Below are 14,510 nucleotides of genomic sequence, written 5' to 3' on the forward strand. Positions count from 1 at the left end.
GGTCGAACGGCGCGGGTGACAATTGCCGGAAATCGGTCACCTTGGCGGGAGGATCCCATGCCGCACCTACCGGTGAACCATCCCGCCCGGCAGTTCTACCGGGTCCTCTCCGGGGTCATCGGGCTGTACATCCTGGTCTTCGGCGTGTACGGCGTCTTCCTGACCGCGGGCGAGTCGCTCTTCGCCCGCGGCAGCCACTGGGCGCTCGGACTCCGGACCAACCTCGCGTTCTCGATCGTGTCGGTGCTGTTCGGCGCCTTCCTCCTGATCGGGGCGTCCCGCCGCACCAACCTCGGCCACTACATGAACCTGACCGCCGGGGTGGTCTTCCTGGTCACCAGCATCATCATGATGTCCGTGCTGCAGACCACGGCGAACATCCTCAACTTCTCGATGTCGACCGTCATCGTGTCGATGCTGTTCGGGCTGATCCTGCTCGCCACCGGCCTCTACGACAAGATCGGCCCGCCCGAGCACGCCGAGGCGGAGATGCGCCGCCGCCGCCACGCGGTCGCAGAGGGCAACCACTGACCCCCCGCCGGCTCAGCCCGGCTTGCGGGACGTGATCAGGCCGGGCTTCGCCTCCAGATGCGACAGGCCGTTCCAGGCCAGGTTCACCAGGTGCGCCGCCACCGTCTCCTTGCGCGGCTTGCGCACCTCCAACCACCAGCGGCCGGTCAACGCCACCATCCCCACCAGCGCCTGCGAGTACAACTCGGCCAGCTTCGGGTCGTACCCCCGGCTGGAGAACTCCGCGCCCAGGATGTGCTCCACCTGATGCGCGACGTCGTTCATCACACTGCTGAAGTTGCCCGTCGCCGACATCAGCGGCGACTCCCGGACCAGCACCCGGAACCCGCTGGTCTCCTCCTCGATGTACGTCAGCAGCGTCAACGCCGCCTGCTCCAGCAACTCCCGCGGATGCCCCGCGGTCAACGCCGTGGTGATCCGGTCCAGCAGCGAGCGGACCTCCCGGTCCACCACCACCGCGTACAGCCCCTCCTTGCCGCCGAAGTGCTCGTAGACCACCGGCTTGGAGACCTTGGCCCGGGCGGCCACCTCCTCGATCGAGGTGGCGTCGAAACCGCGCTCCGCGAAGATCTGCCGGGCGATCGAGATCAACTGCTCGCGGCGCTGCGTCGCGGACATCCGTACCCGGGAGGATGGCTTCGCCGCCGGCACCGCCCGCCGCCGGGCGGCGCCGGCGTCCTTGCCGGGAACCTCGGTCATCTCGTCACCTCGCCGGCGCTCGGTGCCGCCCTGGCGGGGGAGTTGCGCGCTCATGTCGTCCCCCCGCGGACCCGCGGCCCGGCGTCGCGGCCGCTGCGGATCCGGCCGCCGGGCGGGCCGGCCGGTCGGCGGCGCTGAAGGTCGGTCATCCGGCCATCCTGCCAGGCCGCGACGCGCCCGACCGACCGGTTATCGCTCCCGCCCCGCCGACCGGGCCCGGATCCGCTCCGGCTCCACCAGCTTCGCCGTGATCCGCTCCGGCTTCGGCCACCGCACCGCCCAGACGACCCCGGCCTTCTCCAGCAGCCAGATCGCCCGCGCCGACGGGTCGAGCTGACCCCGCAGCACCCCGTGCCGCGCGCTGGTCGGATCGGCGTGGTGCAGGTTGTGCCAGCTCTCCCCGAACGACAGCAGTGCCAGCGGCCAGAAGTTCGCCGCCCGGTCACCCTGCCGCACCGCGAACGGGCGCTCCCCGTAGACGTGGCAGACCGAGTTGATCGCCCAGGTGACGTGATGCAGCAGCGCGATCCGGACCAGCCCGCCCCAGAAGAGCGCGGTCAACGCGCCCTGCCACGACCAGGTGAGCAGCCCGCCCATCGCCGCCGGCCCGAGCAACGAGACCGCCACCAGCACCGGGAACAGCCGATCGACGCGGCGGGTGGCCGGATCGGCGAGCAGGTCCGGGGCGAACCGCTCCCGGTTGGACAACTCCCGGTTGAACAGCCAGCCCACGTGCGCGTGGAACAGCCCCCGGGTGAGCCCCCCGACGCTCTCCCCGAACCGCCACGGCGAGTGCGGATCGCCCTCCAGATCCGAGAAGGCGTGGTGCCGGCGGTGGTCGGCCACCCACTGGATGACCTCGCCCTGCACGGCGAACGAACCCGCCACCGCGAGCGCCGTCCGCACCCACGGCTTCGCCTTGAACGAGCCGTGGGTGAAGTAGCGGTGGTAGCCGACGGTGACGCCGAGTCCGGACAGCATGTACCAGAAGCCGGCCACGAGCACGTCACTCCAGCCCAGCCAGCCGCCCCAGGCCATCGGCACGGCAGCGAGCAGAGCGAGGAACGGTACGACCACGAAGGCCCAGAGGGCGATCAGGATGCCCCGGGACTGGTGGCCCTGGGTCAGCGGCTTGGGTCCGGTCTCCGGGCCGGTCAGGGCGGTCGACATGGCACCTCCCAGCGGAACGGGTTACGCCTACGTCACCGTAACCAGCGGCGGCCTAGATCGCAGTGGACAGTTCCGTCTGTGAATGGACTTCCTTGTCGTACGCGCGTTCTAACCTGCGACCGTGACCGATCCGCTCGCCGACGAGGCGCGCCGTCTGCGCGTCCAGGAGCAGCTCTCCGTCCGTGCGATATGCGCCCGCCTGGGTATCGGCCGCGACCGGGCGTCCGCGTTGCTGCGTGGCGTTTCGCCGCCTGAGTGGACCCGGCGCCCGAACGCCAAGGACGCGCTGCGGGCCGAGGCGGTGCGGCTGCGCGCCGACGGGCGATCGGTCAACGAGATCGCGCAGCAGCTCGGCGTGGCGAAATCGACCGCGTACCAGTGGGTGAAGCACCTGCCGTTGGATCCGGACGACGCGGCGGCGCAGCGGCGGCGGGCCCGGTCGAAGCTGATGACCGACGCCCGATGGTCGGCGCACCGCGAGGCGCGCGACGCCGCGCAGGCGGCCGAGCAGGCGCGCGGGGCGGCGGTGGTCCGCACACTTGATGAACGAGACCTTCTGCTCCTTGGGGCGGCGATCTACTGGTGTGAGGGCACCAAGTCGAAGCCCTGGCGGCGGGACGACCACCTCCAGTTCATCAACAGCGATCCCGGCATCGTCGCGCTCTTCCTGCGTTTTTTGGCAGCGTGCGGGATCGATCGGGGAGTGCCCACCTACCGGGTGAGCATCCATGAATCGGCCGACGCTGCGGCGGCGGTCCGATGGTGGATGGAGAGACTCGAGCTTCCCGCCGACCGCATCAAGCGTTCGACCATCAAACGACACCGGATCGCCACGTTACGGCGGAACACGGGTGACGACTACCACGGCTGTCTGGTGATCAATGTGCCGGGCAGTCGCGAGCTGTACTGGCGGATCGAAGGACTGGTTTCCGGAATCTTCGCCGCCACGCACAACGAGTCGACGAGCGATTGAGGATCCGCTGCCACGTGCCGGTTTCGTCGTACGGCTGTTCTAGCCTGCCGAACATGACCGAGTCACTGGCGGCAGAGGTCCGTCGTCTCCGTGCCGTGGAGCAGCTGTCGATCCGTCAGATCTGCTCACGTCTGGGCCTCGGTCGGGTCCGAGTGCAAGCGATGTTGCGGGATGTTCCGCCACCTGCATCTCTCCGACGTCGAAATGCCAAGGACGACCTACATGCGACGGCGCTGCGGCTGCGGGCCGACGGCCACACGGTCAACGAGATCGCGGAGCGGCTGACGGTCGCCAAGTCGACCGCCTACGAGTGGGTCAGACATCTTCCGCTCGACTCATCGTCCGAGGTTGCCGCCGAGCGGCAACAGGCCGCTGACGCGCGCCGAATGCTCAGCCGTGCGGGTCGGCGAGAGCGGCGCGAGGACGCGGAACGTGAAGCGCGCGGACTGGCGGCCAAGTGGGCCGGGGCGCCGGACCTGCGGGAAACACTCCTGATCGGCGCGGTGCTCTACTGGTGTGAGGGCACCAAAAGTAAGCCGGACAATCCTCGTTATGACCTCACCTTTACGAACAGTGACCCTTGTCTGGTCGAACTGTTCATCAGGTTCGTCGAGGCCATGGGCAGGTCCCGGGAGGACCTCCGGTATCGCGTGAGCATTCATGAGAACGCGGACTCCGAGGCTGCTGGCCGGTGGTGGGCTGCGACACTCGGGGTCGGACTCGACTGCTTCCAGCGTCCGACGTTGAAGCGGCACAATCCTACGACGGTGCGGACCAACGTCGGTGAGGACTACCGAGGTTGTCTGGTGGTGCGAGTGCCGAGGTCCCGAGAGCTGTATCTCTGGATAGCCGGCGTGGTGGAGGGCCTCGCGGCCGGTCCGCGGCCCGGTGTGGGCAACCTGGCACCGGACACCAGGCGCTAAGCTGTGAACGATCCTTCGGCCGTGGTGTAATTGGCAACACCCGGGTCTTTGGTACCCGTGTTTCAGGTTCGAACCCTGGCGGCCGAGCAGCTTTATGGTGCGGATGCCCCTTGTCGGGGTATTCGACAGCTTCGGACGCGGTCTGGTTAGCATGGCCGCGAGACTGTCGCCGTCCCGACGGGAGCCACGTCGTGTCCCAGCCCCGCCTCCGCACCGTTGTCGTGCTCGCCGCCGGTGAGGGCAAGCGGATGAAGTCGGCCCTGCCCAAGGTGCTGCACCCGCTGCTCGGTCGTACCCTCCTCGGACACGTGCTGGCGGCGGCCGAGCCGCTGCGCGCGGATCGCACGGTGGTGGTGGTCGGGCACGGTGCCGAGCAGGTCCGGGCGCACCTGGCCGAGATCGCCCCGGAGACCACCCCGGTGCTCCAGGAGCGGCAGCTCGGCACCGGCCACGCGGTACGCATCGCGCTGGACGCCGTCGCCGAGGCCACCGGCACGGTCGTGGTCATCAACGGCGACGTGCCGCTGCTGCGGCCGGAGACCGTGGCGGCCCTGGTCGAGGCGCACGAGAGCGCCGGCGCGGCGGCGACCGTGCTCGCCGCCGAGGTGCCCGACCCGACCGGCCTGGGCCGGATCGTGCGGGACGCCGAGGGGCGGCTGGCGCAGATCGTCGAGGAGCGCGACGCCACCGCGGAGCAGCGCGGGCTGCGGGAGATCAACGCCGGCATCTACGCGTTCGACGTGGCGCGGCTGCGGGAGGCGCTGGGCAAGCTCTCCACCGAAAACGACCAGGGCGAGGAGTACCTGACTGACGTCTTCGGGTTGCTGCGGGACGCCGGGGAGCCGGTGGCGGTGCACTGCGCCCCCGACCATGTGGAGACGCTGGGCTGCAACGACCGGGTCGAGCTGGCCGGGCTGCGCAGGCTGCTGCGGGACCGGGTGAACGAGGGCTGGATGCGCACCGGGGTGAGCATCCTCGACCCGCACACCACCTGGATCGACGTGACGGTGACCGTCGAGCGGGACGCGGTGATCGACCAGAACACCCAGCTCCAGGGTGCGACGGTGGTCGGGGCGGGCGCGCTGGTCGGCCCGGACACGACGCTGGTCGACACCACGGTCGGTGCGGGCGCGAGCGTGGTGCGCAGCCACGCGGTGGGTGCCGAGGTCGGCCCGCAGGCCAGCGTCGGGCCGTACGCGTACCTGCGGCCGCAGTCGCGGCTGGCCCGCAAGGCGAAGGTCGGCACGTTCGTGGAGACCAAGAAGGCCACGATCGGCGAGGGTTCCAAGGTGCCGCACCTGACGTACGTGGGGGACGCGACGATCGGCGAGCACAGCAACATCGGCGCGGCGTCGGTCTTCGTGAACTACGACGGGGTACGCAAGCACCACACTACGATCGGCAGTCACGCGCGTACCGGGGCGGACAACATGTTCGTCGCGCCGGTGCGGGTGGGTGACGGCGCGTACACGGCGGCGGGCTCGGTGATCGTCGCGGACGTGCCGCCGGGCGCGATGGCGGTGGCCCGGGGCCAGCAGCGCAACGTCGAGGGCTGGGTGCTGCGCAAGCGCGCCGGTACGGCGGCCGCGGAGGCGGCGCAGCGGGCCCGCGAGGATGCGTCGGGTTCGGCCTCGCCCGCAAGGGAAGGTGAGCCAATCCACGAGGGGCCGGAGACCGTGGGAGGACCGGTTAACGCGGGGGATACTGCAACCGAATAGTCCCCGGCTCCACCGCCGCCGGGAACCACCGACAAACGGGAGCAGACGGGCCCATGGGCAGCATCGTCGCCGAAAACCGCAAGAGCCTGATGCTCTTCTCCGGACGTGGCTTTCCGGAGCTGGCCAAGGAGATCGGTGAGGTGCTCGGCGTCGCGCCGACGCCCACCGACTCGTACGAGTTCGCCAACGGTGAGCTCTTCGTACGGTACAAGGACTCGGTGCGCGGTTCGGACGCCTTCGTGGTGCAGTCCGTGACGCACGGGGTCAACACCTGGGTCATGGAGACCCTGATCATGGTGGACGCGCTGAAGCGCGGTTCGGCGAAGCGGATCACGGTGGTACTGCCGTACTACCCGTACTCGCGTCAGGACAAGAAGCACCGGGGTCGGGAGCCGATCTCGGCGCGGCTGGTGGCCGACCTGCTGAAGACCGCGGGCGCGAACCGGATCCTGACGGTCGACCTGCACACCGCGCAGATCCAGGGCTTCTTCGACGGTCCGGTGGATCACCTGTTCGCGATGGACGTGCTGGCCGAGTACGTGGAGCACAAGTACGCGGGCCGCCCGATGACGGTGGTGGCGCCGGATTCGGGTCGGGTGCGGGTGGCCGAGCGGTGGACGGACCGGCTGGGTGGCTGCCCGCTGGCGTTCATCCACAAGACGCGGGATCCGCTGAAGCCGAACCAGGTGGTGGCGAACCGGGTGGTCGGTGAGGTCGAGGGTCGGGTCTGCCTGATCGTCGATGACATGATCGACACGGGTGGCACGATCACCAAGGCCGCCGACATCCTGAAGGCGTCCGGTGCGGCGGAGATCGTGGTCGCCTCGACCCACGCGTTGCTGTCGGACCCGGCGACGGAGCGGCTGAAGAACAGCCCGATCAGCGAGGTCGTGGTGACCAACACGCTGCCGCTGCCGCCGGAGAAGCAGCTCGACAAGATCACCGTACTGTCGATCGCGCCGCTGCTGGCCCGGGCGATCCGGGAGGTCTTCGACGACGGGTCGGTGACCACCCTGTTCGGTGGCCTGAGCTGACCTACCGCCGCCGCCCGGCGGTCGTCGCGGACGGTCGCCGGCGGTGTGGCGGTTGTCCTGCGGGCCCGTCTGAACGGTGATATGGGGACTGCCGGATTGCTGGGAAACGGCTCGGGTAGACTGGTGCGGTTGCCACGGCGAGGGTGCCCGGCGGGCCGCTGAAAAGCACCGTACGGAGGCGCCGTCATCGACGCGGTGCTCCGGGCAGTCGACTAGACGCATGAGCCCCAGCGAGCCCCTCGCCCCAGCACCGCAAGACGACAAGTCGCCGCAGCGAAAAGCATCAGGAGTTTCCCCGTGTCCGAGGTAAAGATCAGCGCCGAGCCCCGCACCGAGTTCGGCAAGGGTGGTGCCCGTCGTACCCGCCGGGCCGGCAAGGTGCCCGCCGTGCTGTACGGCCACGGCGAGAAGCCGAAGCACATCGCGCTTCCGGCGCGTGAGTTCGCCGCCGCGATCCGAAAGGGCGGTGCGAACCAGCTCTTCGCGATCGAGGTCAGCGACGGCACTCAGGTGCTGGCGCTGCCGAAGGCGATCCAGCGTGACCCGATCAAGGACACCTTCGAGCACGTCGACCTGCTGCTGGTCCGCCGTGGCGAGAAGGTCACCGTGGAGGTGCCGGTCGAGCTGACCGGTGAGGCCGCGCAGGACACCCTGATCGTGCACGACCACGACACCCTGTCGGTGACCGCCGACGCCACCCGGGTGCCGGACCACCTGGAGGCCTCGATCGAGGGCGCCCAGCCGGGCGTCCAGGTCACCGCCGCCGACGTCAAGCTGCCGGCCGGTGTCGAGCTGGCCGCGGACCCGGAGCTGCCGGTCGCCACGGTGACCGCCGCCCCGACCGCCGAGCAGCTCGAGGCCACCCTGCCCGAGGTCGAGGCGGCCGAGGAGGAGGCTGAGGCTGAGGTCGGCGAGGAGACCGCTGAGGCTCCCGAGGGCGCTCCGGCCGCCGAGGGCGCGGAGGCTCCGGCCGAGGAGCAGCGGACCGAGGCCTGATCGGTCTGCAGGCTGTGCGACAGGCGTCCCCGGTTTCGGGGGCGCCTGTCGCTGTATCGGAGCCGGCCGCCGGGTGGCGGCTTCGCGCGCGACGGCGCCGGGTCGTGGCGCGCTGGCAGACGCGCCGAGTTGGTGTTGTCGCTCGACGGCTCCGGGCGGTGGCGGGTCGGTGGACGCGCCGGGCTGGAGTCGTCGTGGTAGGAGCGGAAGGGACGTGGCGTGACGGACGAGGCGGGGCCGTGGCTGGTGGTCGGCCTGGGCAACCCCGGTCGGGAGTACGCGGGCAACCGGCACAACGTCGGCTTCATGGTGGCGGACCTGCTGGCCGGCCGGCTGGGCGCGAAGTTCGGCCGGCACAAGCGGGCGGTGGCGGAGGCCGCCGAGGGGCGCCTGGGGTTCGGCGGCCCGAAGCTGGTGCTGGTGAAGCCGCTGACGTACATGAATCTTTCCGGCGGGTCGGTGGTCGCGCTGGCGCAGTTCCACAAGATCCCGCCGGGGCGGGTGATCGCCGTGCACGACGAGCTGGACATCCCGTACGGGCAGCTGCGGGTGAAGTGCGGCGGCGGCGAGGGTGGCCACAACGGCCTGCGGTCGATGTCGAAGTCGCTGGGCACGAAGGACTACGTACGGGTGCGGTTCGGCATCGGCCGGCCGCCGGGGCGGCAGGACCCGGCAGACTACGTGTTGTCGGACTTCTCCTCGCTGGAACGCAAGGAGTTGGAGTTCCTGGTGGACCGGGCGGCGGACGTGGTGGAGTCGGTGGTCTCCCGCGGGGTGGAGCCGACGCAGAACCTCTATCACGGCGTCTGAGTGCCGGGCGGGGCGTGCCGGGTTCGGCTGGTCGGGGCCGGTAGTCTGCGCCTTTCTGACGTGGCGGATGCCTGCGACGGGAGCGGGAGAAGATGGCTAATCCTCCGATGATCGACGGTGCCTTCGCCCGGTGGTTGGCGGCGCGGGCCGGGCAGGCGCTGATGAACCTGCGCGCGGAGATGGGCTTCGCTGATCCCGGGGCGTTGAAGTCGGCCGGGGACAAGGTCTCGCACGACCTGATCCGTACCGAGCTGGCGAAGTGGCGCCCGGGCGACGCGGTGCTGTCGGAGGAGGACGAGGGTTCGCGGCTGGCCTGGACGGCGGAGGTGAGCTCCGAGGCGGTGTCCCGGCTGAACGCGGACCGGGTGTGGATCATCGACCCGCTGGACGGCACCCGCGAGTTCTCGGAGGACGGCCGGTCGGACTGGGCGGTGCACGTGGCGCTCTGGGCGCGGAACGCGCCGACGTCGCACGGCCTGGTGGCGGGCGCGGTGGGGCTGCCGGCGCAGCATCGGGTGCTGGCCACGGACTACCCGCCGGCGTACCCGCCGATGACGTTGGAGGCGGCCACGTCGGGCGGCGGGCGGACCATCCGGTTGGCGGCTAGTCGTAGTCGTCCGCCGGTTTTTCTGACCGATCTGGCAGAGGACGTCGGCGCTCATCTCGTTCCGATGGGCTCGGCGGGGGCGAAGATCGCCGCGGTGGTCACGGGGGAGGTCGACGCGTACATCCACGCCGGTGGTCAGTACGAGTGGGACTCTGCTGCTCCGGTGGCTGTGGCGACGGCCACCGGCCTGCACGCTTCCCGGATCGACGGTTCTGCGCTGAAATACAACGAGGCCGACCCGCGCCTGCCCGACCTGCTGGTTTGTCGCAAGGATCTCGCCAGCCGGTTGCTTGCAGCGCTGCAGAGGCATTCCGGGTAGCCTGAGTTCTTCACGAGTCCGACCGGAAAGGTCTGGAATCCCGATGTGCGGATCTGAGCGAATCGAGTTCGTGTCATGACGGCCCCGGCCGCGTACCGGGTCTCCCACCTGGACGCGCTGGAGGCGGAGAGCATCTTCGTGATGCGCGAGGTCGTCGCCGAGATGGAGCGGCCGGTGCTGCTCTTCTCCGGCGGCAAGGATTCGATCGTGATGCTCCGGTTGGCCCAGAAGGCGTTCGCCCCGGCCCACATCCCGTTCCCGGTGATGCACGTGGACACCGGGCACAACTTCCCCGAGGTCCTGGAATACCGGGACCAGCGGGTCGCCGAGCTCGGCCTGCAGCTCATCGTGGCCAGCGTGCCCGAGGCGCTGGCCAAGGGGCTGGTCCGTGAGTCGGCGGACGGGATGCGCAACCGGATCCAGACGCCGGTGCTGCTCGACGCGGTGGAGAAGCACCGCTTCGACGCGCTCTTCGGCGGTGCCCGCCGGGACGAGGAGAAGGCCCGGGCCAAGGAGCGCGTGTTCAGCTTCCGCGACGAATTCGGCCAGTGGGATCCGAAGAACCAGCGCCCGGAGTTGTGGGCGCTCTACAACGGTCGGCACCACCCGGGCGAGTCGATCCGGGTGTTCCCGCTGTCCAACTGGACCGAGCTGGACGTCTGGCACTACATCGCCCGGGAGCGGATCCCGCTGCCGTCGATCTACTACGCGCACGAGCGTGAGGTGATCGAGCGGGACGGCATGCTCTACGCGGTCAACGAGTTCTTCCGGGCACGCGCCGGTGAGGATTCGTTCAAGGCCCAGGTGCGCTACCGGACCGTGGGTGACGCCTCCTGCACCGCGGCGGTCCGCTCAGAGGCGGACACGGTGGAGAAGGTGATCGAGGAGGTGGCCGCCACCCGGATCACCGAGCGCGGTGCGACCCGCGGCGACGACCGGGTCAGCGAGGCCGCCATGGAGGACCGCAAGCGGGAGGGCTACTTCTGATGAGCGCGGAGACGCTGGCGCCGGACGCGACGGCCTCCGGGCCGGAGGTCCGGCAGATGGACCTGCTGCGGTTCGCCACCGCGGGCAGCGTCGACGACGGCAAGTCGACCCTGATCGGCCGCCTGCTGTACGACACGAAGTCGCTCTTCACCGACCAGCTCGCCGCGGTCGAGGCGGTCAGCGCGGCCCGGGGCGACGAATACACCAACCTGGCGCTGCTCACCGACGGCCTGCGGGCCGAGCGGGAGCAGGGCATCACCATCGACGTGGCGTACCGCTACTTCGCCACGCCGCGGCGGAAGTTCATCATCGCCGACACCCCGGGGCACATCCAGTACACCCGGAACATGGTCACCGGCGCCTCCACCGCCGACCTGGCGCTGATCCTGGTGGACGCGCGCAAGGGCCTGGTCGAGCAGTCCCGCCGGCACGCGTTCCTCTGCTCGCTGCTGCGGGTGCCGCACCTGGTTCTCTGCGTCAACAAGATGGACCTGGTCGACTGGTCGCAGGAGGTGTTCGAGCGGATCGCCGACGAGTTCACCGCGTTCGCCGCGAAGCTCGACGTGCCGGACCTGACAGTGGTGCCGATCTCCGCGCTGAAGGGCGACAACATCGTCGCCCGCTCGGAGAACATGCCCTGGTACGAGGGGTCGTCGCTGCTGCACCACCTGGAGCGGGTGCACATCGCCTCCGACCGCAACCTGGTCGATGTGCGCTTCCCGGTGCAGTACGTGATCCGGCCACAGTCCACCACCGTCACCGACTACCGCGGCTACGCGGGTCAGGTGGCCTCCGGGGTGCTCAAGCCCGGCGACGAGGTGATGGTGTTGCCGTCCGGCTTCACCAGCCGGATCGCTTCGGTGGAGACGGCCGACGGCCCGGTGAACGAGGCGTTCCCGCCGATGTCGGTGACGGTCCGGCTGACCGACGAGATCGACATCTCGCGCGGCGACATGATCTGCCGGCCGAACAACGCCCCGGCGGTCGCGCAGGACATCGAGGCGATGGTCTGCTGGATGGACGAGACCCGCCCGCTGCAGGTCGGCGGCAAGTACGCCATCAAGCACACCACCCGCTCGGCGCGGGCGATCGTGCGTGGGCTGCACTACCGGTTGGACATCAACTCGTTGCACCGCGACGAGGCGGCCGGCGAGCTGAAGCTCAACGAGATCGGCCGGGTGCGGCTGCGCACCACGGTGCCGCTGCTCGCCGACGAGTACCGCCGCAACCGCACCACCGGCGGCTTCGTCATCATCGACGAGACCACCAACCGGACCGTCGGCGCCGGCATGATCGTCGAAGCCACCTGACCCCACCCCACCCCCGCCCCCGCCCGGCCGGCCCCCATTCGCCAGGTTGATCAATTTGCGTCAAAGTCGATCTTCGCTTGAGGCGCAAACTTCTTGATCAACGCTGTGTCGGCGCGGCGGCGGAGCTGCCACCAGAGCCGGAACGCCAGCACCGCGCCCGCCGGGATCAGCAGCAGGGTGGCCACGCCGCCGGCCGGACTCTCCTCAATCGAGGCGGGTGGCGCCGCCGACCGGGAGGGCGGTCAGGGTGCCGGGGGCGGCGAAGCCGCGCTCGGCGTACGCGGCGGTGACGGCGTCGGCGACCGCCGGTGCGCGGTCGGCGTCGACCAGGGCGAGCACGCAGCCGCCGAAGCCGCCGCCGGTCATCCGGGCGCCGTACGCCCCGGCGGCGAGGGCCGCCTCGACCGCGGTGTCCACCTCCGGCACGGTGATCTCGAAATCGTCGCGCATCGAGGCGTGCGAGGCGGTCAGCAGGGGGCCGATGTCGCGTACCCGGCCGGCGCGCAGCAGCGCGACCGTGTCGAGCACCCGCTGGTCCTCGGTGACCACGTGCCGGACCCGGCGTCGGGTCTCCTCGTCGGGCAGCCTCGCCAGCGCCGCGTCGAGGTCGGCGACGGCCACGTCGCGCAGGGCCGGCACCCCGAGGATCCGCGCCGCCCGCTCGCACGACGCGCGGCGGGCGGCGTACTCGCCGTCGGCGTGCCGGTGCGGGGCCCGGCTGTCCACCACCAGCATGGCCAGCCCGGCCGCCGCCAGGTCGAAGGGGATCTGTTCGACGTCCTCGGTGCGACAGTCCAGGAAGAGGGTGTGCCCCGGGCGCCCGCGGATCACGGCGGACTGGTCCATGATCCCGGTGGGCGCCCCGACGTAGTCGTTCTCGGCCCGCTGGGCCAGCCGCGGCCACCGGTCGGCCGGCAGGTCCAGCCCGCCCAGCTCGACCAGGGCGGCCAGCACCGCCGCCTCGACGGCCGCCGACGAGGAGAGCCCGGAGCCGACCGGCACGTCGGAGGCGACGGCGAGCCGGGCCCCCGGCACCCGGTGCCCGGCGGCCCGCAGCGCCCAGACCACCCCGGCCACATAGGCGGCCCAGCCGGTGACCCGGCCGGGCTCGTCGGCCTCGGCCGGGCCGAACTCGACCGGCTCGTCGGCCAGCTCCGACCAGACCGTCCAGCGTTCGTCGTCCCGCGGGGCGGCGGCGACCACGGTACGCAGCGGCAGCGCGAACGGGAGCACGAAGCCCTCGTTGTAGTCGGTGTGCTCGCCGATCAGGTTGACCCGACCGGGTGCCGCCCAGCGGCCGGCCGGCTCCCCGTCGTACCGCTGCCGGAAGCCGGCGGTGGCGCGGGCGGCGACGTCGCCGGACGGCGCGGTGGCGGTGGTGGGGGCCGCGGTGGTCACCGCTGTCCCAGGACGTGCGCCTGGTAGAAGGCCCAGGCGTCGCCGACCATGTCGTGCAGGGTGGGCTTCTGCGGCACCCAGCCCAGTTCCTCGCGGGCCAGCGCGGAGGAGGCGACCAGCTCGGCCGGGTCACCCTCGCGGCGGGGGGCCACCTCGACCGGTACGGGTTGGCCGGTGACCTCACGGACCACCTCGATCACCTGGCGGTTGGTGAAGCCGTTGCCGTTGCCGAGGTTGTAGATCAGGTGCCGGCCGGGGACGGCGGCGGTCAGCGCCAGCAGGTGCGCCCGGGCCAGGTCCTCGACGTGGATGTAGTCCCGGATGCAGGTGCCGTCGACGGTGGGGTAGTCGTCGCCGAAGAGCTGGAGCTTCTCGCGCCGGCCGGCCGCCACGTCGAGGGCGAGCGGGATGAGGTGGGTCTCCGGGTCATGCCGTTCGCCGATGGCCTGCCCGTCGTGCAGGTACGCCCCGGCGACGTTGAAGTAGCGCAGCGAGACGGCGGCCAGGTTGTGCGCGATCGCCTCGGAGGTGAGCGCCATGTCGACGGCCAGCTTGGTCGCCCCGTACGTGTTGGTGGGGGCCTTCACGGCGGTCTCCGGGATGGGCACCTCGCTCGGGTTGCCGTAGACGGCGGCGGTGGAGGAGAAGACCAGCCGGGGCACCCGGGCGGCGCGGGCCGCGTCGATCAGGGCGAGCGAGCCGACGGTGTTGGTCGCCCAGTAGAGCTCCGGCTTGACCATCGACTCGCCGGCGGCGATCAGCGCGGCGAAGTGCAGCACGCCGTCGAAGCCGGCGTCCGGGGTGAGCACCCGGGCGACCTCGTGGACCGGCAGGTCGACGTGGGTGGCCTCGGGGGCGAGGGCTGCTCGGTGGCCGGTGCGCAGGTCGTCCAGGACGGTCACCTCGTGGCCGTGGTCCAGCAGCATCCGGGTCACCACGCTGCCGATGTAGCCGGCGCCGCCGGTGACGAGCAGTTTCACGTCGGGTCCTCCTGCCTGGCCGCGCCCCGTGGCGGCCGTCCGTGGTCACCCTAAG

Annotated in this window: 15 protein-coding genes and 1 tRNA gene; 11 read left to right on the forward strand and 5 right to left on the reverse strand. The window is 70.8% G+C overall.

The features are described 5' to 3' along the window. The first annotated feature begins 57 nt into the window (after nucleotides 1-57). Complete coding sequence (locus ACGF4F_RS08335) at nucleotides 58-531, forward strand: DUF4383 domain-containing protein (protein ID WP_357437469.1); 474 nt, start codon at nucleotides 58-60, stop codon at nucleotides 529-531. Between the two features lie 12 nt (nucleotides 532-543). Here the strand turns inward: ACGF4F_RS08335 and ACGF4F_RS08340 are convergent, their stop codons facing one another. Together ACGF4F_RS08340 and ACGF4F_RS08345 are read right to left on the reverse strand one after the other, a co-directional pair. After that, nucleotides 544-1,230: a TetR/AcrR family transcriptional regulator gene (locus ACGF4F_RS08340; protein ID WP_357437890.1), complete on the reverse strand. Its 687-nt coding sequence runs from the start codon at nucleotides 1,228-1,230 to the stop codon at nucleotides 544-546. Nucleotides 1,231-1,419: 189 nt separating this feature from the next. After that, nucleotides 1,420-2,400, reverse strand: a complete 981-nt coding sequence (locus tag ACGF4F_RS08345) for an acyl-CoA desaturase (RefSeq protein WP_357437471.1) — start codon at nucleotides 2,398-2,400, stop codon at nucleotides 1,420-1,422. Between the two features lie 121 nt (nucleotides 2,401-2,521). On the opposite strand from ACGF4F_RS08345, the gene ACGF4F_RS08350 reads away from it, so the two are divergent. The 10 genes from ACGF4F_RS08350 (at nucleotide 2,522) to cysN (ending at nucleotide 12,077) form a co-directional block, all read left to right on the forward strand. Then, nucleotides 2,522-3,373, forward strand: coding sequence for a helix-turn-helix domain-containing protein (locus ACGF4F_RS08350; RefSeq protein WP_357437473.1), 852 nt, complete (start codon nucleotides 2,522-2,524; stop codon nucleotides 3,371-3,373). 53 nt (nucleotides 3,374-3,426) lie between these two features. After that, the gene (locus tag ACGF4F_RS08355) at nucleotides 3,427-4,296 is read left to right on the forward strand and encodes a helix-turn-helix domain-containing protein (protein ID WP_357437475.1); all 870 of its coding nucleotides are present in this window, start codon (nucleotides 3,427-3,429) and stop codon (nucleotides 4,294-4,296) included. Nucleotides 4,297-4,311: 15 nt separating this feature from the next. Next, nucleotides 4,312-4,383 (forward strand) — tRNA-Gln (locus tag ACGF4F_RS08360). Between the two features lie 104 nt (nucleotides 4,384-4,487). Then, nucleotides 4,488-6,014 carry a bifunctional UDP-N-acetylglucosamine diphosphorylase/glucosamine-1-phosphate N-acetyltransferase GlmU gene (glmU, locus tag ACGF4F_RS08365; RefSeq protein ID WP_357437477.1) on the forward strand — a complete coding sequence of 509 codons (1,527 nt, stop codon included), beginning with the start codon at nucleotides 4,488-4,490 and terminating at the stop codon, nucleotides 6,012-6,014. A gap of 53 nt (nucleotides 6,015-6,067) precedes the next feature. Beyond that, nucleotides 6,068-7,048: a ribose-phosphate diphosphokinase gene (locus tag ACGF4F_RS08370; RefSeq protein ID WP_357437479.1), complete on the forward strand. Its 981-nt coding sequence runs from the start codon at nucleotides 6,068-6,070 to the stop codon at nucleotides 7,046-7,048. A 297-nt stretch (nucleotides 7,049-7,345) separates the two neighbouring features. Continuing rightward, nucleotides 7,346-8,044 (forward strand): 50S ribosomal protein L25/general stress protein Ctc, encoded by a 699-nt coding sequence (locus tag ACGF4F_RS08375; protein WP_357437481.1) that lies wholly within the window; start codon nucleotides 7,346-7,348, stop codon nucleotides 8,042-8,044. A gap of 219 nt (nucleotides 8,045-8,263) precedes the next feature. Beyond that, complete coding sequence (gene pth / locus ACGF4F_RS08380) at nucleotides 8,264-8,854, forward strand: aminoacyl-tRNA hydrolase (protein WP_393075889.1); 591 nt, start codon at nucleotides 8,264-8,266, stop codon at nucleotides 8,852-8,854. Nucleotides 8,855-8,946: 92 nt separating this feature from the next. Beyond that, nucleotides 8,947-9,780 carry a 3'(2'),5'-bisphosphate nucleotidase CysQ gene (locus tag ACGF4F_RS08385; RefSeq protein WP_357437487.1) on the forward strand — a complete coding sequence of 278 codons (834 nt, stop codon included), beginning with the start codon at nucleotides 8,947-8,949 and terminating at the stop codon, nucleotides 9,778-9,780. A 75-nt stretch (nucleotides 9,781-9,855) separates the two neighbouring features. Further along, nucleotides 9,856-10,767: a sulfate adenylyltransferase subunit CysD gene (cysD, locus tag ACGF4F_RS08390; protein ID WP_357437490.1), complete on the forward strand. Its 912-nt coding sequence runs from the start codon at nucleotides 9,856-9,858 to the stop codon at nucleotides 10,765-10,767. Beyond that, a complete protein-coding gene (cysN, locus tag ACGF4F_RS08395; RefSeq protein WP_357437493.1) occupies nucleotides 10,767-12,077 on the forward strand; it encodes a sulfate adenylyltransferase subunit CysN in 1,311 nt (436 codons plus the stop codon). The genes cysD and cysN overlap by 1 nt, the downstream gene beginning before the upstream one ends. A gap of 50 nt (nucleotides 12,078-12,127) precedes the next feature. Here the strand turns inward: cysN and ACGF4F_RS08400 are convergent, their stop codons facing one another. Genes ACGF4F_RS08400 through galE form a run of 3 tightly spaced genes read right to left on the reverse strand, consistent with a single transcriptional unit; the run spans nucleotide 12,128 to nucleotide 14,401 of the window. After that, nucleotides 12,128-12,262: a hypothetical protein gene (locus ACGF4F_RS08400; RefSeq protein ID WP_357437496.1), complete on the reverse strand. Its 135-nt coding sequence runs from the start codon at nucleotides 12,260-12,262 to the stop codon at nucleotides 12,128-12,130. A gap of 19 nt (nucleotides 12,263-12,281) precedes the next feature. Further along, the gene (gene galK, locus ACGF4F_RS08405) at nucleotides 12,282-13,475 is read right to left on the reverse strand and encodes a galactokinase (RefSeq protein ID WP_357437499.1); all 1,194 of its coding nucleotides are present in this window, start codon (nucleotides 13,473-13,475) and stop codon (nucleotides 12,282-12,284) included. Continuing rightward, nucleotides 13,472-14,401 carry a UDP-glucose 4-epimerase GalE gene (gene galE / locus ACGF4F_RS08410; protein WP_241825708.1) on the reverse strand — a complete coding sequence of 310 codons (930 nt, stop codon included), beginning with the start codon at nucleotides 14,399-14,401 and terminating at the stop codon, nucleotides 13,472-13,474. The genes galK and galE overlap by 4 nt, the downstream gene beginning before the upstream one ends. Nucleotides 14,402-14,510: the final 109 nt, after the last annotated feature.

This window comes from Micromonospora sp. NPDC047740, from assembly GCF_043204735.1.
Classification (GTDB): Bacteria; Actinomycetota; Actinomycetes; order Mycobacteriales; family Micromonosporaceae; genus Micromonospora.